Source organism: Mesorhizobium sp. NZP2234 (assembly GCF_013170765.1).
Taxonomy (GTDB): Bacteria; Pseudomonadota; Alphaproteobacteria; order Rhizobiales; family Rhizobiaceae; genus Mesorhizobium; species Mesorhizobium loti_D.
Genome location: NZ_CP033364.1, coordinates 4984421 through 5004755 on the forward strand (window position 1 = coordinate 4984421; position 20335 = coordinate 5004755).

The window sequence follows — 20335 nt, forward strand, 5'->3', positions numbered from 1 at the left end:
GCTCTCTTGCGGGGGGAGTGTCAGCGGCTTACGTAATGGCCAACCGTTTTGCAAGATCAGGCTTTTATCCTCCCCATGCCCTTTGCCCTGCTGAAAGACCGCGCGCTCATCTCCGTTTCCGGCCCGGATGCCGAGCACTTTCTGCAAAACATCCTGACCACCGATCTCGATACGCTCGGCGAAAGCGAAGCAAAGCCCGGCGCGCTTTTGACTCCGCAAGGCAAGATCCTGTTCGATTTCCTCATCTCGCGCGCCGGTGAAAACGCCTTCCGCCTCGAATGCCGTGCCGACATTTCAGATGATTTCGTTCGCCGGCTGATGCTCTACAGGCTTCGCGCCAAGGTCGAGATTGCCAAATCGGAACAAGCGCTTGTCACTGTTGCGTGGGGAAAAGAGTCAATCCCTTCGGAAAATGATTCAACCGCGGTTGCCGACACGCGCTTTCCCGGTGAAGGCGTCACGCGCTCCTATGCCGGCACCGAAGACGCCGGCGACGACGACGCCTGGCAAGCCTTCCGCATCGCCCACGGCATTGTCGAGAGCGGCGCCGACTACGCGTTGGGCGACGCCTTTCCGCATGACGTCCTGCTCGACGAGACGGGTGGCGTCGGCTTCAGGAAGGGCTGCTATGTCGGCCAGGAAGTCGTCTCGCGCATGCAGCATCGCGGCACGGCGAGGCGCCGCGTGCTGATTGTCCAGGCAAGTCCTCCCCTGCCCGCCGCGGGCACCGACCTCACCGTCGAGGGACGGCCCGTCGGTACACTCGGCTCGAGTACCGGCGGCACGGGACTTGCCATCGCCCGCATAGACAGGGTCAAGGCAGCCTTGGATGCCGGCCTGCCGATCCTGGCTGGCGATGTCCCGGTGACGGTGACCATTCCCGCATGGGCCAAATTCCGTTTTCCTCAGGAAACCGTCAGCGCGGAGGAAGCCTGATGGCGGCGGACCGCGCCGGTGCGCCGCCGCGTGCCTGGCAGCGCATGCTGTCCGGCCGTAGGCTTGACCTGCTCGACCCCTCCCCACTCGACATCGAGATTTCGGACATTGCCCATGGGCTTGCCCGGGTCGCCCGCTGGAACGGCCAGACCAGCGGCGAGCATGCGTTTTCGGTTGCCCAGCATTCGCTGCTGGTCGAGGCGCTGTTCAACGAACTGGCGCCACAAGCTTCGGCCGATGACCAGTTGGCCGCGCTGCTGCACGATGCGCCCGAATATGTCATCGGCGACATGATCTCGCCGTTCAAGTCGGTGATGGGCGGCAGCTACAAGGACTGCGAGTTGCGCCTGCAGCGCGCGATCCATCTGCGCTTTTCCCTGCCGCCCGAACCGGCCGCGGCACTGCGCAGGGAGATCAAGCGTGCCGACCAGATCGCCGCCTATTTCGAGGCAACGCTGCTCGCCGGCTTCTCTACCGCCGAAGCGACCGAATTCTTCGGCCGTCCGCGCGGTTTTTCCGCCGAGCGCTTCGACTTCACACCGCGCTCGGTAACCTCCGCGCAAAATGCCTTCCTGAAGCGGTTTTCGGGGATCGAGAAGTCGCGGCACCCGGTTGCGACGTCGGCGGTAGGGTAGAAAACGCTAAATTAACCGGAACGGATAACATTGCGGTGTTCGATCACGCACCGCAGGCGCGCCTCATGCCCGTCGTGGATGTCAAGAATGGTTCGGTCGTGCCGGAGCGGACGGCCGAAGGCATGGAGCGCTCGCGCCGCATGGAAGACGAGCTGCGCGAACAGAACGAACGCTTTTCAGCCGCCGTCGAGAACATGTCGCACGGCCTGTGCATGTTCGACGCCGACGAACGCATGATCATCTGCAACGGCAACTACCTCAATATCTTTCGCCTCGACGCCAAGCTGATACGTCCGGGCATCCGCTTCATCGACATCCTGCGGCACAGCGTCGACATCGGCATCGCCTCGCAAACCGCAGACGAGCTTTATGCCATCCGCAAACCCTATATCGACCAGGCGAAACCCTCGACCTACGAGGAGACGCTGTCGGATGGCCGCATCGTCAGTATCTCGCACCGCCCGCTGGCCTTGGGCGGCTGGGTTTCGATCTACGAGGACATCACCGAGCAGCGGCGCGCCGAGCAGGACCTCAAGGAGCAACACCGCCGCTTCGATGCCGCGCTCGCCAACATGTCGCAAGGCCTGCTGATGTACGACGGCAACGGCAAGATGATCGTGCGCAACCGGCGCTTTCTGGAGCTCTACAACGTTACCGCGGCCGACCTCCCGCTTGGAACAACGCACCGCGATGCGCTGGAACGATTGCTGGAACTCGGCATCTATACGAAGATCGATGTCGATAGCGAAGTCGCCAAAACCGAAGCCTGCCTGGTGGCGGCAAAGATGCATTCGGCCTATCGATATCTAACCGACGGCAGGACGGTTCTGGTCACGCACCAGCCAATGAGCGGCGGCGGCTGGGTGGTGACCTTCGACGACGTCACCGAACGCCGCCGCACCGAAGAGCGCATGACCCATCTTGCGCATCACGACACGCTAACCGGGCTGCCCAACCGCTCGATGCTTCGCGAGCGGCTCGACCTGGCGCTGGACGATGAGGCGGCTACGCCGTTGGCGGTCTTCTCGCTCGATCTCGACCGCTTCAAAGCGGTCAACGACACCTGGGGACATCCTGCCGGCGACTGGCTCCTGAAAAGCGTCGCCGAGAGGCTGCAGCGCTGCCTGCGCAATCAAACAGATATCGTCGCCCGTTTCGGCGGCGACGAGTTCGTCATCATGCAGTTCGATTCCAGAGGCATCGCCGAGGCGGAAAAGCTGGCGAAGCGCATCGTCGAGGCGATCGCAAAACCGTTTCGCGACAAGAGCCGGGAGATGCACATCGGTATCAGCCTCGGCATTGCCGTTTTCCCCGACGACGGCAGGGACGCCGATACGCTGCTGAAAAACGCGGATACGGCGCTCTATCGAGCAAAGAGCGAAGGAAGAAACCTGTATCGCTTCTTCGAGCCCGAAATGGACGCCGTGGTGCAGGCCCGCCGGGCGATCGAGGTAGACCTCGAGGCTGCGCTGCCGCGCCAGGAATTCGATCTCGACTTCCAACCCATCATGAACATCGCTTCCGGCGAGATCGTCGGCGCGGAGGCCTTGATGCGCTGGCATTCCCCGGCGCGCGGCACCGTCGCTCCGGACCAATTCATTCCGGCCGCCGAAGAAACCGGACTGATCGTGCCGCTTGGCGAGTGGGCGCTGAGAACGGCCTGCACGGCGGCGGCGAGCTGGCCTCCCGGCTTGCGCATCGCGGTCAATGTCTCGGCCGTGCAGCTTAGGAGCAGCGGCTTTGCCCGCAGCGTCATCTCGGCGCTGGCCTTTTCTGGCGTGCCGGCCGCACAGCTGGAGCTGGAAATCACCGAAACCGTGCTGATGGACGAGAGCAAAGCCGTGCTCAAGACGCTGCGTCAGTTGCGCGAACTCGGCATCCGCATCGCGCTGGACGATTTCGGCACCGGCTATTCCTCGCTCGGCTACCTCAGGCGTTTCCCGGTCGACAAGATCAAGATCGATCGATCGTTCATTGGCGACATGGCCAATCACGACACCGCGGCGATCGTCCGCACCGTCATCGGGCTCGGCACCGAGCTTGGCATTGTTGTCACGGCCGAAGGCGTCGAGACCGAGATGCAGCTCGACATGCTGCGCGAAAATGGCTGTGTCGAGGCTCAGGGGTACCTTATCGGCGTACCCTCAAAGGCATCGGATATTCAGCGCCTGTTGAAATCGCGTGCACTGCACAACCGGATCGGCTGACGGCGTCCGCGCAAGGTCAGCTTAGCGTTTCCAAATATTTCTCGTGGAAGCTGACATAGCCGGGCTCTACCACCTTGAGATACCGCTCGATCAGCGCGTGAAATTGCGGCAATTGATGAAATGGCACACCGGGATAGGCGTGATGCTCGGCGTGGAACGGCATGTTCCAGGCGAGCTTGCGCACCACCCAATTGGTCAGCGTGGTTCTTGTGTTCTCCAGCATGTTGGCGACGAACGGACAGCGGCCGTGCTCGGCCAGGAGATAGAGGCGCAGAAACGGCTGACCGAGCAGAGCCGGAATGATCCAGACATAAAGGAGCACGGAGAGCTGGAAATAGACGGCAAGCAGAATAAGCACGGCGTAGAAGACAATCATGGCGCGCGCCTCGGCGCTAACCTTGGGTCGACCTTTCGGCGGCACATAGCTTTCCTGGCTGCCGCCGGCCGCATTGGCGTAGAGCGTCTTGAGATGGCCCCACCACAGCGGAATGCCGGAGACATGCACGAGATACTGCCGCAGCGTTTCCGGCTTGGGAAAGGCCAGTTCCGGGTCGTTCTCGGGATCCTGGGTGAAGCGGTGATGGGCGAAATGGAAATAGCGGAACCAGTCGGCCGGCAATGCAAGCGCCAGGCTGCACACCCGCGCCACGGCATCGTTCAGCCACTGCGTCTCGAACGCGGTGCGATGAACCGTCTCGTGCAGCAGTGTGAACAGGAACACGATGAGGATGCCTTGCGGCAGCATCAGCAACGGCCAGAATGGCACTTTCGCGGCGATCAGCGATCCAATGATCGCAATCGCACCCCAGTGAGCGAAGAGCTGAGCGAGACCCGCGGCGTCGGACTTGGCGGTCAGGCGGCTGCGTTCTTCCGGGGTTAGTGACGCGATTATGTCGCGATGGTCCATCGGCTTGATCCAGACTGGCAATTTGACGAGGCTCACCCTAGCCGTTGAAAAAGCTTTCCAAAAGCGACGATTCCTGCGATTTGGATAAGCCTACCTTATCTATATGGCGATCATGGTCACATCTCCATCCCTCAAAGGGCTTCAGGCTTTCGAGGCCGCGGCGCGCACGGGCAGCTTTGCCGCGGCGGCGGAGGAGCTTTCGGTTTCGGCCGCCGCCGTCAGCCAGCTTATCCGCACCGTCGAGGAGCAGATGGGCCGCAGGCTGTTTCATCGGGTCAACCGCAAAGTGGTCCTCACAGAGGCCGGCGTGGAGATGCTGCCGCGCCTGACCATGGCCTTCCAGGAAATCGGTAGCGTCTCGCGCGAACTGGGCGGCGACGCATTTCGCCCACGCCTGGTGGTCTCGGTGCCGCCATCCATGGCCATGGGCTGGCTTTCGCAGCGTCTGTACGGTTTTGTCGCAAGCCATGGCGCCGCCGATATATCGCTGCGCGGTGACGACGACCCGGTGCCGTTCGACCGCGAGTTGATCGACATCAGGCTTTCTTACGGTCCGCACTATCGCGATCACCCGACCGAGGACATCGCCCGGGACGCCGTCTATCCCGTCTGCGCACCATCGCTTTCCAGCGCGATCAACGCCGGCGACAATCCTCTTGCAGCGCTGCCGCTGATCCACACCGACTGGGGTCCGACCGGCGCATCGTTTCCGTCCTGGCGCAACTGGTTCGAGGCGGCCGGTGTCCAACCTGGCCGGGCAGCGCAGCGCGGCCTGTCGGCCAACTCGTCTCGTGCCGCGCTCGACCTCGCCATTTCGGGACTGGGCGTGGCACTGGCACAAGGGGTCTATTGTGCCGAAGCGGTGGAAGACGGCAGGCTGATAAGGCCGGCAGCCAGGGCAATCGCGCTACGCCAGCCATATTGCCTGACTATACCGGAGCGCAGCGCCAGACGCGATGTCGTGGCGGCGTTCCGCGACTGGCTGATCAAGGAATGCCAGCGCATGGTGGGCTCACCGGCGCTGCGTTGAACCGATACACGATGGTCACAGGTGTCCGCTCAAGGCCACCACCATGTCCTTGCTGGTGGCCACGGGAACGATCTCGAATTCGACCAGATCAGCCCATTCGACGACCCAGCGCTGCAGGAGCGTGACGTCATCGGCCTCGACGAGCAGGAAGCAGCGGCTCATATCCGCCGCGATCCAGCTGTGGTGCACGACAAGCTCCTCCGGCTTCAGACGGCCCCGGTCGCGAAAGCGGCGGTAAATGTCCTTGCGATCGCAGCCGGTGAAATCCTCGATCACGATGAACTGCATGTTTCCCCCTAGAGCAATTTCAGGAAAAGTGTGAAGCGGTTTTCCGTCCGGAATTGCTTCAAAACAAATAGATAGAGCAACTCGCCGTTTCCGTGAAACGGCGAGTTGCTCGGGTCGAACTATTGCCGCCCCGGCCGGTCGAGCCTTTCCAGAAACCACTGCGTCAGCCGGATCCAGACCTCGTCCTTTTCGCCGGAATCCTCCCAGCCATGGTCGAGATTGGGATTATCGTTGACCTCGATGACGAAGACGCCGTCCTTGGTCTCCTTGAGGTCGACGCCGTAGAGGCCGTCACCGATGCAGCGTGCCGCCTTCACCGCCGTCTCGACGACATGGGTGGGCGTCTCCTTCAGCGTGAAGGTCTTGATGCCGCCTTGGTCGGGCTTGCCGCTGGCCTTGTGGTTGACGATCTGCCAGTGCTTCTTGGCCATCAGATAGTGCACGGCAAACAGCGGCTGGCCGCCGAGCACGCCGACACGCCAGTCATATTCGGTGGGAATGAATTTCTGCGCTATGAGAAGATCGGAATCCTCCAGCCATTCCGTGGCGAGCGTCTTCAGCTCCTCGAAGTTGGCGCATTTCTTGACGCCGCGCGAGAAGGACGAATCCGGAATCTTCAGCACCAGCGGGAAGCCCAGCGTCTGCGCCGCGAGTTCAAGATCCGAGGTGCCGGCGATCATCACCGTCGGCGGCACCGGCACCTTGTTGTAGGACATCAACTCGTTGAGATAGACCTTGTTGGTGCAACGGATCATCGACAGCGGATCGTCGATGACCGGCATGCCTTCCTGCTGGGCGCGGCGGGCGAAGCGATAGGTGTGGTTGGAGATCGACGTGGTCTCGCGGATGAACAGGGCGTCGTAGTTCGCCAGCTTGGCGAGATCCTTCCTGGTGATGGGCTCGATTTCGACTCCCATCTTTTCGGCGATCTTGGCCCAGTAGCGCAGCGACGAAATTTCCGAGGGCGGCAATTCCTCGTGCGGATCGACCAACGTGGCAAAGGTGTAGCGCGCCGGCGTGCGCCCCTTGGTGTCGCGCCATTCGCGGTTGGTGTAGGTCTCCAGACACTGGATGAAGCTCTTTTCCTCGTCCTCTGTCATGCGCGCCAGCGGATGAAAGCCGATCTTGCGGATCGAGGCCCATTCGGCGCTGTCCTTGATGTGGACCTCCAGGGCCGGTGCCCGGAACCAGTCGAACAGGAGCTTGGCAAAGCGGTCCCAGACCTTTGACGGGCCGATGCCGAAGAAGATGCAGACCTTGGCGGGAAAGGCGCCGCCGAGATCCTTGCGACATTTGTTGAGCGCCAGTTCCAGTTCGGGCAGCGCATGTTCGTAGAGCTTGCGCTCCGACAGGTCGATCATCGTCTCAACGGTCGGGATAACCTTGTGGCCGCGCGAGCTCGCCAGCAGCGAGGCATAGTAGCCGCGGCTCTGGTAGCCATAATTGTTCGATAGATTGATGACCTTCGGCCGCTGGCCCCGAAACAGCGAGGGATGCGCGAGGTAATCGCGGTTGGTGATGATCTTGTGCGGTGTCGCCACTTGGTCGAGATCGCTCTGCCGGCCGGTAAGAATGACCCAGGTCATTGTGTATCGCGCTTCCCCAGAGTGATGGCGGCACGCAGTCCGTCGCGGCCGAACTGCGCCATGTTCATGAAGATGTCGTAGGGCACCGGAATGTTGGCGGCATCAAGGATGGTTTCCTGCCTTTCGTCCTCGACCCAGGGATCGTGGATCAGAATGTGATCGCCGTCATCGCCGATGGCCAGCACCCAGTGGGGCACCTTCTTGCCGAACATCAGGAAGCCGCTGATCAGCACCAGCACCAGTTTTCCCTCTGATATCGCGGTGCGGATATCATCGATGGCGAACGAGCGGTAATTCACCGGGATGCCGTAAAGTTCCGCGCGGCGGCGAAAGTCAACCTGGGCCAGTTCCATCACCCGGCGCTTCTCCTCGCTGCGCACCGACTGCAGGAACAGCGCGCCGTAGAAGGAAACGAAAATCTCCGCCGCGAGCCCGCTCTCGTACCCCGACACAGCCAGGCCGAACGGCTCGCAACCGCCCGGTCCGGACATCATGAAGACAGTGGTCGCCTCGCGCCAGAGGCGGATTTCCATCACCGGATCGGGCACGAAGTCGCGGTCGAAATTGGCCATTGCCATCATCAGGCAGCATGGGCCGCAGGTGAACTCGCAGGTCTGCTGATAGAATGGCACCCTGGTGGCGACAGGAAGGTCGCCGCGCAATGTCTTTTCATAGCGAAGCGCCGTCGCGCCGTCCTCGTAGTAACCGGGCTCGCGGCCGATCTTGCGGTAACCGGCCTGCTCATAGATGCGGATGGCCCGGCCGTTGTCCTCGCGCACTTCAAGACGCAGCATCATACGGTCGTGCTCGAAGGCGGCCTCCTCCGCGGCCGACAGCAGCTGGCGCCCGATGCCGAGCGCGCCAAAAAACGGTCCGACGGCGACGGAATAGAGCCGGGCCACCCCACTGCCCTTGCGAAACAGCACGATCGCATAGCCGGCGACGCGGCCATCGACTTCGGCGACCAGCGTCTCCGCGGTCTCGCGCTCGATGAACAGGCGGAAAGACCGGCGGGAAATGCGATCGCTCGAAAAAACGGCTTTCTCGATGGCGGCGAGATCATCGACGTCAGAGGCGCGGGCCGTGCGGATTTCGGCAGGCATGCGACTTGAGAAAACCTCGATTGCGTTGCGGAAACGGCCCAAGTCAAAAGCGTCGCAAACACCAGCCGAAGCGCCGGTATTCATCAAGCGCTATCGCTCCTTGATTAGGGCCGAATTGTGACAGGTTCCGTGGCGGCAAGAAAGCTCGCGGGCTTTGAACAGAATCGCTTTTTTACAGGTCGCCGGCGGCGGATGATCGCGGCCAACTCAGCTTGCCAGGCCTGCCAGAAGCTGGCCATAGGCACTCTTGGCCACGACCGCCAATTGCTCGCGCGGCAGCGAACCGACGACGGCGCAGCCATAGCCCTTGTCCAGCCAGTAGACAGCCTGCGGGCCATCCTGCGCCGAAGCGTAGGTGCCCTTGGCATTCTCCGTCGCCTCGGCCGTGACGAAGAGGGATATGCGCTCGCCCTTGTCGTCCTCGTAGAGCAGCATCGCGGCCTTGCTTTCGCCAGCAGGCAGCAACCGGCCGCCGATCAGTTGAAAGCCGTTCGCGCTCAAGTCCGGCGCCACCAGCTTCAGCCCGACCCGGTTGGACAGCCAGGTCTGCAAATGATCCTTGTCGCTGGCCGGCACTTCCACCGCATGCCGCTTCTCGGCAGCGTAGATGACATGGGCGGCGATCGCTTGTTCGGCCAGCCGATCCTCGGCGGGATTCTCCTGTCCGATGCCGTCAATGCCGGCAAAGTAGCCGCCAAATCCGCCCATGGCCAGAAGCACGGCCGCAGCCGCGGCAAGCCACCAGCGCGAGCGTGGTATCGCCGTCCTAACAGGCGCTTCGCCGAGCACCATCTTGCGCAAGCGCGCGGGAACAGGCTCATCCAGCACACCGGCAAAGGCCGAGCGCAAAGCCTCCCGGTCGGCTGTGAAGCGGGCGCTTCTGGCCTTCATCTCGGGATTGGCATCAAGCCAGGCATCGTAATCGGTACGCTCGTCGGCCGGCAGTTCGCCATCGAGCGCCATATGGATGTCACGTTCGGAAAAATCGCGGCGGATCATTTCTCGACGATCCTTATCGCGCGCCGGCGTGCCGTGTCATCCAGCAATCCGCGCAATTCCTCACGCCCGCGTGCAATGCGCGACATCAGCGTGCCGGCGGGCACGCCCAGAATATTGGCGGCCTCGGCATAGGAAAACCCTTCGATGGCAACCATGACAAGGGCCGCGCGGCGATCGGGGCTGATCGCCTGCAGCGCGTCGATGATCTCGCGCGAGGCAATGCCCTCCAACTGTTCGGCCGGCTGGGCAACCGCCTCGCCCGCCTCCAGTGGAAGCATCGCCGCTTCGCCGCGACGGTTCACCTTGCGCATCTGGTCGATGAACAAATGATGCATGATCGTAAACAGCCACCTCCTGGGGCTTTCTCCCGTCTGCCAGTTGTCGAGCCGCATGAGTGCGCGCTCGAGACAGTCCTGAACGAGATCGTCGGCAGAATCGCGGTCGCGCAAAAGCGAGCGTGCGTAGCGGCGCAGGCGCGGTATTTCGCCAAGGATTGCTGCCTTCTTTTCGTCCATGACCGCTGGTTCTGAGGTCGCCCTTTGTTAATCCCGATTGAACGCGCCTTTCCGGCGTGGCGCAAGCGGCCAGCGCGAAGCGGTCCGCCGCCCTGGTCACCCAAGCAATGAGATAACGCTGGCGAGTGCCGGATTATTCCCGGCTGGTTGAGCGCCGTGCCGTCATTGCTCCGCGACCGGTATCGTCTCCTTCGCAGCCCTGGTCAGCAGCCGCTGGTAAAACAGGCCGATGCCGATCAGCACGGCGCCAAGGCCTATGAAGGACAGCGCCCTGAGCACGCCTTCCAACTCCGACATGTCGAAGAGGAAGACCTTCAGCACCGCAACCGCGATCAGCACGGCGGAGGCAATGCGAAGCACCTGTGACTTCAGCCAGACGCCGGCTGTGAGCAATGCCACGCCGATCACCAGCCAGAGCGCCGAATAGGTGTAGGTTTCCAGCTGGCCGAGGCCGCTCCACAAGCCGATGAACTCGCCCTTGAACAGACGCCTCACCGAGAACGTGGCATAGGCGAAGGCAAGCACTGCCGCCACCAGTGCCAGCATTGCCGAATACCATCTCGGCCGTTTGCCCCTGCTATAGAGCGCCAGGCCGCCGGCGGCGACCGCTGGCAGCAGATAAGCGAGGAACAACAGGTTGAAGACCGGGATCCGGCCTGTCGATTCGTCAGTGAATAATGGGTTCAGCACCACCAAATGCCGGATGACTATGAGGGCGACCGAAACCACGCCGGCGGCCATCGAACCATAGCGCAGCACCGAACTTGGCGAGCGCATGTCGATGGCGACCAGGATGACGCCGGCGCCGATGGCGATCAGCGTGTAGATCGCCTGTTCGGCGAGCGTCATCGCGCCCGTGTCGATGACGCCGCCATGCATGGCGTGACGCACCAGCATGGCGACGGTTAGCAGCGCAAACAGCGCCGCGGCCGCCTCCATGGCGAGGCGCGGCCGGCCATTGGTGGTGCCGGCAAGCTGCCAGGCGGCGAAGCCAAAGGCGAGCGCCGGTACGCCGTATCCCGGCAGCAGCCAGTTGAACACCGGCGTCGTCGACAGGAATTCGGCGCCGACGATCGTCGGATCGAAGGCGACACGGCCAAGCACCGCGATCACGGCACCAACCGAAATCCAGCCGAGCACAGGATAAGAACGCCAGCGCGTTGCCAGCGCAGGGACGATGGCCGCGGCACCGAGCAGAATGGTGGTCCAGCCGGAATCGAAAGCCATGTGCAGCATCAAGAGGCCGGCGATCGCCGCGCCGCCCAAGGCAAACGATACCGCCATGCCGCCCTTGAGCGGCGGCTCCTCGGCGCGCGCGATCCATTCGCCGCCGGCGGCGAAGACCACGACCAGCAGGGCCGCAACGGCGGCATGGACAAAGTCACGGTCGAGGTTGCCGAAGGTGAACCAGAGCGCCAGCAGGATGACCAGCGGCACGATGACACCCGATGCAGCCCAAGAGGCGGACCGCAACCAGGACGATGCCGCGAACTTGCGGGCGGCCCACAAGCCCGCGCCGATGAAGACCAGGCCCAGTGCAATGCCAATGCGCAAGGTCAGACCATTGGCCGTGGCCAAGGGCAAGCCATCGACGCCGAAAGCGCCGGCCGAAAAATCGGACGCGATCGAGGTTGGGGGGATGATGCCGAGATAGATCAGTACAGTCGCCAGCCCCGAGGCGTAAAGCAGCGGCAGGGCCGGCGCACGATAGAGCGCAACGGCCACCATCGCCGCGAGGATCGCGGCGCCTGGCAAGGCATAGCCCGCAGCGGCGAAGGCCGGGTCGACCGACAGGCCCAGCGCCGAGAAGGCAACGAACAGACCAGGCACGATGGACGGCCAGTCAAAGGCCCTGGCGGTTTCGTCGCGATGGCCGCCAAGCCAGACAAAAGCGAGGATGGCCAGCGTGACGGCGTCGATGAACAGGATTGCGGGCAGGTTCACGCCCGGCGCATCGGTCATGTAGAGGATGGTCCAGATGCCGGTGCCGAAAAAGGCGGCCGCCATCAGCGCTTTCCAGTCGCGCAGGCGAGCAATGACGCCGGTGGCGGCGAGCACTATGGCGAGATAGCCGAACAGCGCCCAGGGATTGGGTGCCTGGGAGGCGATCAGCACCGGCGTCACCATGGCGCCGACAAGGCCGATGCCGGCCAGAGCCTGGCCATGGACGAGAGCCGCCGCGATGGTGGCAACGCCGATGGCACCGAGCAGCGTAAAGGCGAGCGCCGGGCCGATGAAGCCGTAAATGCCGTGGGCGGCATAGACGGTGCCGAACAGGATGAAGGCACCGGCCGCCGTCAGGATTGCCGGAATATAGGCGCCCGCAACACCTTGCACCGGCACCTTGAAGCCGGTGCGGCGAATGAACTCGCCGCCGGCGACCAGCACCAAGCCGAGCACCGCTGCCATGGTGAGACGCACGCCAGGGCCAAAAATGCCGGCCTCGATCGTGTAGCGGATCAGGAACAGGCCACCCAGTGCCAGCGCGATGCCGCCGACCCAGACGGCCCAGCGTGTGCCGAGCGCCGTCTCGATATCCGGCTTGCCGGGAGCCTTTGCCGCCACGGCCGGCTCGACAGGTTCAGCTGCCTTCGGAGCCTCGCCCGCGGACCAGGGGCCGGACAGGATCTCGCCCGGTGGGGATTCGGTCTCCGTGGTCGGTGTCTCTGGAGTCGGCGTCTCCGCCACCGCCGGCTCGCTTACCGCTGACGAGGCGATATCAGCCGCCGCTGCAGCCACCGGCACGGTGTCCGCCCCGCCATCGGTCGCGGCCTGCTCGGGCGGCTTGGCCACCGGCGGCATAACGCCTGAAAGGACAAGGCTACGCAGCGCGCCAAGCTCGCGCTCGATCAGACCGATGCGGTTCTGCTGGCGTGAAATGATGACGAACAAGGCGATGATGGCGACAAGGCCGATCAGGCTCTCAAACATGGCGGTTCCCCCAAACCAGGCCAGTTTTCACTGACTTTTCATCTCACTGACATTCAAATACGGCGGCCAGACGGCTGGAAACTCAACGTGCCGCCAGATTGGCGGCTGGAAATATCGAACATGTCTCCGTGCCGAATGCCAGCAGCTTGCCGCCGGCATCCTTCAGCGTCGCTTCCGATACGGCTAGCGTGCGGCCCTTGTGGACCACCTTGCCTTCGCAGACCACCTCGCCGGTCCTGGGCGTGATCGGCCGCGTGAGATTCACCTTGAACTCCGCCGTCGAATAGGCCTCGCCTTTTTCAAGCAATGTCTGCACGGCGCAGCCCAATGCCGAATCGAGCAGCGTCGCCGCCCAGCCGCCATGCACGCTGCCCAGCGGGTTGAGGTGACGCTCGCTCGGCATGCCGCGAAAAACCGCCCGCCCCTCCGACACTTCGGAAAGGGCGAAATTCAACTGAAAGGAAATTGGCGGCGCCGGATATCCGCCGTCGATGATGCGCTGCAGCAGTTCCAGGCCAGTGTATTTCAGGATGTCGACGTGAGGAATTGTGCCGAGGCCGAGCGGCGAGACCCGGCCCGGATACAGTTCGACTTCGGTCATGCTGCATTGTCTCCGGCGATGGTCTTGCGCGTCGCATGGTGCTTGCGCAAGGCGGCGAGAAAGCCGGCGCGGGCATCGGGCTGTTCGATGGCACGCGGCTCGTAGACGTGGCGCGTGAAGAAAAACCCGGTCAGCCGGAAGGCATCCTCGACCGCCGCCGGATCCGCACGCAAGCCGGAGCCGCGCTGCAGAAACGCCGGCAGCACCAGCATCTTGTCGCGCCAGGGCGCGCCGGCGTCGCGCGACACCGCGCGGCCCGACTTCGGCGAGACATAGGCAAGGTCCTGCCGCGAGCCGGTGGCGGCGCATTGGCTGAGATCGAGACCGAAGCCGAGTTCATCAAGGATCAGAAGCTCGAAACGCGCTACCAACTCTCCGGCGGCATCGGCATCGTCGAGATGGGCGATCATGACGGCGAGCGCTTCGTAAAGGCCGCCATGGGCGTCACGCTCGGGCAACAGGCGCAGATGCGTGGCCATGGTCTGCAGCCCGTAGACGGCGACGGCGCTGTCCATCAGCCGGGCGGCGTTCATTTCGATCGCCTCGACCTGGAACGTACCGAGATGTTCGTCAAGGCGCGCCCGCCATAAGAGATCGACGCGATTGCCGGGTTGGAGAACAGGCTGCTGCTTTCGCGAACGGCCACCGCGAACGAGGCCGAGATAACGGCCATGCGCGCGTGTCATCACCTCGAGAATGGCGCTGGTTTCGCCATGCTTGCGGGTGCCGAGAATGATTCCCTCGTCGCGCCATTCCATGCCCAGAGCTTTTCACCGGTTGGATGGCGAAATCAAGGTATGGGCCTGGCGCCCAGCAGACTGGCTTCGGGATGTGCGTAAAAAACGCCCGCAGCAATACGCTGCGGGCGGTCTGGTAAGGTCAGTAGATCGATTAGAAGTTGCGCTGGAAGCGGACGATGCCGCCGACGCCATCCTTCTTATCGGCCTTGGACCAGTTGCCGTAGACAGAAGGGTTGCCGTAGTTGCCGTAGTGATCCCAGTCGACTTCGGTGGTGATCGTGAAGCCCGGGACGATGGTGTAGGCAACGTTCGCGGCCAAGGCATAGTTCTTGTCGTCGTCAGCCGACGCCTGGACGTTGAACGATGTCTTGTCGTTGAACTTGTATGTGCCGCCGCCCCAGACGGCCCAATTTCCGCCCCAGGGCTTGTACTGAGTGCGGCCATGGATTTTGAGGAAGTTGGCAGCGTCGTCCTTGGAATTGTCGTCGGTGCCGTAGCCGCCCATGACGAAGAGTGACAGCTCCTTGGTGACGTTGACGTCAAGGCGAACCTTGCCGGACACTTCTTCATAGTTGCTGTCATAAGCGACGACGCCGGTGATCGCACCCCAGTCGCCCTTGTACTTCAAGCCGCCGACGACATGCGGAACATAGCTGTCGATCGTGTTCGCGCCAGTGCCTTCTTCGAGCGAGACCACACCCGTGAAGCCGCTGCCCGCGTCGAAGTAGTACTGGACGACGTTGGTGTCCTTGATCCCGTACGGAATGATCGTGTCCTGGATGACATTGCCGGCGTAACCGATGAAGGCATCGTATGCCGTTTCATCCTTACCGACGCGCAGGCCACCGAGTTGGATCCAGGCGAAGTTGAGGGTAACGGGCTTGCTCACGGCCTGCCAGTCAGTGGCGCCGCCAGTGTAGTCACCGGACTTGTTGCCGAATTGAAAACGGGTCTCGGTGAAGGTCTTCAATGTGCCGAGCTCGGTTTCCTGGCCGGTATAGGTCCTCAGCGCGAAGCGCATATTCTTGTAATAGGTGTCGTTGGTTTTGCCGCGCTCCTTGTCGTCCGGAACGTTGTTGACGCCGTCCAGCGTGCCGGAATCGCCGACGCCGATGTCATAGCGGAGATAGCCGCCGATGCGCAGGCAGGTCTCGGTGCCGGGGATGTAGAAGTAGCCGGCGCCGTAGACGTCGCAGATCTTGACGTATTCGGCCGGTTCCGGTTCGGCGACGACAACCGCGTCCGCGGCGCGAGCGCCGGAAACCGCGATCAGGGCCGCGGCTGAGCCGAGAAGGAGGCTCTTGATGTTCATTTTCTGACCTCTCCAGTCATAGTTTAAATGGCTTCGGATTTGTGGCTGGCGGATATGTTTTCCCGCCTCACCCCCACAACGAAAAGGCGCGCACCGCGTCCCCTTTTCGCGGCGAACATACCCATCAATCCTCCGCCTTCAATGACGGTTTTGGAAATAAAGACGATTCCGCGAACAGATTAATGCTGTGTTGCACAAATAACACTTACCTATATCGCGCTTGGCACAAATGGCACAATGTCATATATTCAATATATATTCGGATAGTTTCACGGCTAACTATACTTTCATTATGACATTCTTCCGATTAATAGGCTTAAAATGGCATTTTTTGCTACTTCTACTCAGAAATAACCGCTGCGTTGCGCTAAGGAGATGACAGGCTGATGTCCTCCACCTTGCGATGACGCAGGGGAACTTCAACGCCATCTGCGATGGTCGGTCAATTTCGCGAAGGCGGTCCAGACAGGACGGCGCACGTTCCGGCGTTATCGATTGTGACAGCCACCCCTCACCGTGAGCCGCTGCGGGACCACTTTTCAAGCCCAATGCGACAAATGCAGGCGGCAAGAAGCAAGAGCAATGGCGGAATCGGATCAGGCTGAATTCCTGTAATCGGCCAGCACTTCGCCGATCACTTGTCCGGATTCTTCGACTTCTGCCTGGTTGTTCGTATGGCCGGCGGCGGTGATCAGCACTTTCCACAGGCGATCGTGGGGTCGCAGGAAGGATCGCCGACACCGCTTGGCAGCCGCACGGTCATCTCGTCGCCAAGATGAAAGGTCCTGTTGTCCCATCCGCCAAGTTCAACGGGCCTGACTGCAAGACACTTCCACAAGGGGAATTGCGTGACGACCAGCCGGCGGACCAGAGCCGTATCGATGATGAGCCTGCTATCCATGGGCCGCTAGTGCGGGAATTCGAGACCCATCTCGCGGTAGCGCTCGGGATCGTCACCCCAGTTCTCGCGCACCTTGACGAACAGGAAGAGATGCACCTTCTGTTCGAGGATGCCTGTAATCTCCATGCGTGCCGCCTGGCCGATGGCACGGATGGTTTCGCCCTTGTGACCAAGCACGATCTTCTTCTGGCTGTCGCGCTCCACATAAATGGTCTGGTCGATGCGCACCGAGCCGTCCGGTTTTTCTTCCCATTTCTCGGTCTCGATATGCGAGGAATAGGGCAGTTCCTGATGCAGCCTGAGATAGAGTTTTTCGCGAGTGATCTCGGCCGCCAGCTGGCGCATCGGCAGATCCGAGATCTGGTCTTCCGGATAATACCAGGGGCCGGCCGGCAGCGCCTGCGCCAGATAGTCGAGCAGATCCTTGCAACCGGAGCCGGTCAGTGCGGAGACCATGAAGGTGCGCTTGAAAGGCACTTTGTCGTTCGCGGCCGCGGACAGGGCCAGGAGCGTCTCATGCTTGACCCGGTCGACCTTGTTGAGGATCAGCGCCATCGGCTGGCGCACGTCCTTCAGGCGTTCGAGGATGGCGTCGGCATCGCCCCTGATGCCGCGCTCGGCGTCGATCAGCAGCAGAACGATGTCGGCATCCTTGGCGCCGCCCCACGCGGTGGTCACCATCGCCGTATCGAGGCGCCGCTTCGGCTTGAAGATACCCGGCGTGTCCACGAAGACGATCTGGGCGTTGTCATGCGTGGCGATGCCACGAACGATGGCGCGTGTCGTCTGCACCTTGTGCGTAACGATCGACACCTTGGCGCCGACCAATTGGTTGACCAGCGTCGACTTGCCCGCATTGGGCGCGCCGATCAGAGCGACAAATCCGGAATGCGTGGCGGGGGCTTCAGCAGTTTCAATATCAGTCATGCTGCGTTCCATACACCTTCGCGCAGCAGAAGGGCAGCCGCGGCCGCCTGCTCCGCTTCACGCTTGGAACGGCCGCTGCCTGTCGCCGGCTGAAATGCACCGACCCTGACGCTGACAGTGAACAACGGATCGTGGTCCGGCCCCTCGCGGCTGTCGATGTTGTAAGCCGGGACGGCATTCGCCGCCTGATGCGCCCATTCCTGCAATTCGGTCTTGGCGTCGCGGCGCGCGGCGCCCGAAGCCTGCGAACGCGGCTGCCAGTATTTGTGGATGAAAGCGCGCGCCGCCTCCAGGCCACCGTCGAGATAGAGCACGGCGATCAGCGATTCCAGTGCGTCGGCGCGCAGATTGACGCGCTTGCGGCCCTCGAGGCCGCGCACATCGGATCCAGCGCGGATGAGGTCCGGCAACCCGATATGCTCGGCGATCTCGGAAAGTGCCTCGGCGTTGACCAGCGCATTGAGCCGCAATGACAACTCGCCTTCCGCCGCATCGGGAAAAGCAGCCAGCAGCATGTCGGCAACGACCAGACCAAGAACCCGATCGCCGAGAAATTCGAAACGCTCATAGTCCGTGCCGGCATTGGCGCCCCGGGCACTGGCATGGGTGAGCGCGCGCTGCAGACGCTGGCGGTCGGCAAAGGCATGGCCCGTGCGTTCCACAAGCGCTTCGGCGAGCGCATCGGCGGTCATCCGCTTCGCCGCTGCCATCCCTAATTGACGAAATGGAACAGGCGCGAAACGCGCATCAGCGACGGCCATTTCCAGATTTCGAGAGGGCTTGCCTTGCCGGCGATCGAGAAGAAGACGAGGTTGGCACGGCCAACCAGGTTCTCGGCGGGAACGTAGCCGACGGTGAAACGGCTATCGGCGGAATTGTCCCTGTTGTCGCCCATCATGAAATAGTGACCGGGCGGCACGTCGAATTCACGCGTGTTGTCGCCGATCGAATTCGGATTGAGGTCGAGCGTGTCGTAGCTGACGCCGTTGGGCAGGGTTTCCCTGTAGACGTCGATCGGCTGAGGCATTTCGGTGATATCGGGATTGTCGATCTGGCCGGTCTTCACGCGCGGCACGCCGACGCCGTTGATGAACAGCTGGCCATCCTTCATCTGGATCTTGTCACCAGGCAAGCCGACAACGCGCTTGATGTAATCGACGGACGGATCCGGCGGGAACTTGAACACCACCACATCGCCGCGCTTGGGCTCGGAGCCCCAAATACGGCCCGAGAAGAGATCGGGGCCGAAAGGCAACGAATAGCGCGAATAGCCGTAGGACCATTTGGTGACGAACAGATAGTCGCCTTCCAGAAGCGTCGGCCGCATTGATCCCGACGGGATCGAAAAGGGCTGAAACAAGAGCGTGCGGATGACGAGCGCGAGCAAGAGCGCCTGGACGATGACGCTGACGGTTTCGCCAAGCCCGCCGGATTTCTTCTGGGATTTTTCAGCCACGCTCATGTCGTCCTCGATTGTGCGTTGGATGTATAGAGTCTCGGCGCGCGCTGGGCAACGTCAATGCCGGACGTCAGATGCAATCAATGTGGCGCTTCTTCGACGGGCAACGCCTCGATGATCACAAAGGCTTGAGCGAGCGGGAAATCATCCGTGATGGTGAGGTGGATCGCTGCCCGATGGCCTCGGGGCAGTATCTTTTGCAGCCGCGCCAGCGCTCCGCCCGTCAGCGCCATCGTCGGCGCGCCGCTGGGCAGGTTGACGACGCCCATGTCGCGCCAGAAGACGCCTTGCGCCAGACCGGTACCCAGCGCCTTGGCGCAAGCCTCCTTGGCGGCGAAGCGCTTGGCGTAGGAGGCGGCGCGGGCGCCGCGGCTCTCCGAACGCGCCTGTTCGACCTCGGTGTAGATTCTCTGGACGAAGCGTTGACCATGACGCTCCAGCGATTTCTCGATGCGCCTGATATCGATCAGATCGCTGCCGATGCCGATGATCATCGGGCGGCTGAACCGATGCCTGCCCCGGGATGGGCCGACTGCTCACGGCGGCTTGCGCGCTCTGCCAGCCGCTTGCGCCTTTGCTCGCGGAAGACATTCATGCCCCAGCGCGTGATACCGTAGAACAGGAGGCCGAACACCAGCCCGAGCGGTACCGCGCCGATCAGCATGGGCTCCAGAACGGGATGCCACAGTTTCGCGAAGGAAAGCTTGTGCATCATCTCGCCCAGATGAGCCGGTGGGCCATGCGCCGGAAGACGATCGTGCAGGATTAGCTTGCCGGTTTCCCAGGAAGCGCCCCAAAGAATGGGAAAAGTCAGCGGATTGCCAAAGAAGACAGCGCCGAGCGCCGCCGCCACCAGATTGCCGGCGATAACCCAACACAGAACGGCGGCAATGATGAAATGGAAGCCCACGGGAAAGAACGAGGCGAAGACACCAGCCGCCACCCCGGCGGCCACCGCATGCGGCGTGGCCTTCAGGCGCAGGATGCGCTTGGAAAAATATTGCAGCGAGCGCGAGAACGAACGGCGCGGCCACAGATAGGTGCGCACCCGCTCCAGGAGACCATCAGGCTTGCGGCGACGAAAAAGCACTCTCTTCCTATTCCCGATACTTTACAGCTTACATGCCAGCTGTCTCCAGCCGGGCTTCAACCGCCACATCTTGCGCTTTGCGGCCACTGAAAGGCAATCGCAACCTTGATATAGCGATACGTAACCCCGACAACAACCGAAGGCCGCCTGCACGGCGGCCGCACCGCC

Annotated in this window: 19 protein-coding genes and 1 pseudogene; 4 read left to right on the top strand and 16 right to left on the bottom strand. The window is 62.3% G+C overall.

What is annotated here, in order from left to right; genetic code table 11:
- Positions 1 to 75: 75 nt before the first annotated feature.
- The 3 genes from EB230_RS24740 (at position 76) to EB230_RS24750 (ending at position 3778) form a co-directional block, all read left to right on the top strand.
- On the top strand, positions 76 to 936 hold the full coding sequence (locus EB230_RS24740) for a folate-binding protein YgfZ (protein ID WP_172374124.1): 861 nt from the start codon (positions 76 to 78) through the stop codon (positions 934 to 936).
- Positions 936 to 1571, top strand: a complete 636-nt coding sequence (locus EB230_RS24745; protein ID WP_172351199.1) for an HD family hydrolase — start codon at positions 936 to 938, stop codon at positions 1569 to 1571. The genes EB230_RS24740 and EB230_RS24745 overlap by 1 nt, the downstream gene beginning before the upstream one ends.
- Before the next feature lie 65 nt (positions 1572 to 1636).
- Positions 1637 to 3778 (top strand): EAL domain-containing protein, encoded by a 2142-nt coding sequence (locus EB230_RS24750; protein ID WP_172374125.1) that lies wholly within the window; start codon positions 1637 to 1639, stop codon positions 3776 to 3778.
- Positions 3779 to 3794: 16 nt separating this feature from the next.
- On the opposite strand, the gene EB230_RS24755 is transcribed toward EB230_RS24750, so the two are convergent.
- On the bottom strand, positions 3795 to 4685 hold the full coding sequence (locus EB230_RS24755) for a fatty acid desaturase family protein (protein ID WP_172374126.1): 891 nt from the start codon (positions 4683 to 4685) through the stop codon (positions 3795 to 3797).
- Positions 4686 to 4797: 112 nt separating this feature from the next.
- Between EB230_RS24755 and EB230_RS24760 the strand changes: the two genes are divergently transcribed.
- On the top strand, positions 4798 to 5715 hold the full coding sequence (locus tag EB230_RS24760) for a LysR substrate-binding domain-containing protein (RefSeq protein ID WP_172374127.1): 918 nt from the start codon (positions 4798 to 4800) through the stop codon (positions 5713 to 5715).
- Positions 5716 to 5730: 15 nt separating this feature from the next.
- Here the strand turns inward: EB230_RS24760 and EB230_RS24765 are convergent, their stop codons facing one another.
- The 15 genes and pseudogenes from EB230_RS24765 to EB230_RS24830 all read right to left on the bottom strand — a co-directional run bounded on the left by EB230_RS24765 (position 5731) and on the right by EB230_RS24830 (position 20167).
- Entirely contained in the window at positions 5731 to 6003 is a 273-nt protein-coding gene (locus EB230_RS24765) for a DUF3303 family protein (RefSeq protein WP_056563399.1), read from the bottom strand.
- 119 nt (positions 6004 to 6122) lie between these two features.
- The gene (locus EB230_RS24770) at positions 6123 to 7589 is read right to left on the bottom strand and encodes a RimK family protein (protein ID WP_056563403.1); all 1467 of its coding nucleotides are present in this window, start codon (positions 7587 to 7589) and stop codon (positions 6123 to 6125) included.
- The gene (locus EB230_RS24775) at positions 7586 to 8692 is read right to left on the bottom strand and encodes a peptidase C39 family protein (RefSeq protein WP_056565568.1); all 1107 of its coding nucleotides are present in this window, start codon (positions 8690 to 8692) and stop codon (positions 7586 to 7588) included. Before EB230_RS24775 ends, EB230_RS24770 begins: the two co-directional genes overlap by 4 nt.
- A gap of 207 nt (positions 8693 to 8899) precedes the next feature.
- The gene (locus EB230_RS24780) at positions 8900 to 9691 is read right to left on the bottom strand and encodes an anti-sigma factor (RefSeq protein ID WP_056563406.1); all 792 of its coding nucleotides are present in this window, start codon (positions 9689 to 9691) and stop codon (positions 8900 to 8902) included.
- Positions 9688 to 10206, bottom strand: a complete 519-nt coding sequence (locus EB230_RS24785; protein WP_056563409.1) for an RNA polymerase sigma factor — start codon at positions 10204 to 10206, stop codon at positions 9688 to 9690. The genes EB230_RS24780 and EB230_RS24785 overlap by 4 nt, the downstream gene beginning before the upstream one ends.
- A 162-nt stretch (positions 10207 to 10368) precedes the next feature.
- Positions 10369 to 13137 carry a DUF2339 domain-containing protein gene (locus EB230_RS24790; protein ID WP_056563412.1) on the bottom strand — a complete coding sequence of 923 codons (2769 nt, stop codon included), beginning with the start codon at positions 13135 to 13137 and terminating at the stop codon, positions 10369 to 10371.
- An 82-nt stretch (positions 13138 to 13219) separates the two neighbouring features.
- Positions 13220 to 13738, bottom strand: a complete 519-nt coding sequence (locus EB230_RS24795; RefSeq protein WP_056563414.1) for a PaaI family thioesterase — start codon at positions 13736 to 13738, stop codon at positions 13220 to 13222.
- A complete protein-coding gene (recO, locus tag EB230_RS24800) occupies positions 13735 to 14496 on the bottom strand; it encodes a DNA repair protein RecO (RefSeq protein ID WP_056563417.1) in 762 nt (253 codons plus the stop codon). Before recO ends, EB230_RS24795 begins: the two co-directional genes overlap by 4 nt.
- Before the next feature lie 133 nt (positions 14497 to 14629).
- Positions 14630 to 15790, bottom strand: a complete 1161-nt coding sequence (locus EB230_RS24805; RefSeq protein WP_056563420.1) for a porin — start codon at positions 15788 to 15790, stop codon at positions 14630 to 14632.
- A 742-nt stretch (positions 15791 to 16532) separates the two neighbouring features.
- A pseudogene (locus EB230_RS32740) lies at positions 16533 to 16691 on the bottom strand (aminoglycoside phosphotransferase); the annotation flags it as partial.
- 6 nt (positions 16692 to 16697) lie between these two features.
- Complete coding sequence (gene era / locus EB230_RS24810) at positions 16698 to 17630, bottom strand: GTPase Era (protein WP_155772379.1); 933 nt, start codon at positions 17628 to 17630, stop codon at positions 16698 to 16700.
- Positions 17615 to 18328, bottom strand: a complete 714-nt coding sequence (rnc, locus tag EB230_RS24815) for a ribonuclease III (RefSeq protein ID WP_056563425.1) — start codon at positions 18326 to 18328, stop codon at positions 17615 to 17617. The genes era and rnc overlap by 16 nt, the downstream gene beginning before the upstream one ends.
- Before the next feature lie 2 nt (positions 18329 to 18330).
- A complete protein-coding gene (gene lepB / locus EB230_RS24820) occupies positions 18331 to 19080 on the bottom strand; it encodes a signal peptidase I (protein ID WP_056563428.1) in 750 nt (249 codons plus the stop codon).
- A 77-nt stretch (positions 19081 to 19157) separates the two neighbouring features.
- Positions 19158 to 19571, bottom strand: a complete 414-nt coding sequence (gene acpS / locus EB230_RS24825) for a holo-ACP synthase (RefSeq protein ID WP_056563432.1) — start codon at positions 19569 to 19571, stop codon at positions 19158 to 19160.
- Positions 19568 to 20167 carry a DUF2062 domain-containing protein gene (locus EB230_RS24830; protein ID WP_056563435.1) on the bottom strand — a complete coding sequence of 200 codons (600 nt, stop codon included), beginning with the start codon at positions 20165 to 20167 and terminating at the stop codon, positions 19568 to 19570. The genes acpS and EB230_RS24830 overlap by 4 nt, the downstream gene beginning before the upstream one ends.
- Positions 20168 to 20335 lie beyond the last annotated feature (168 nt).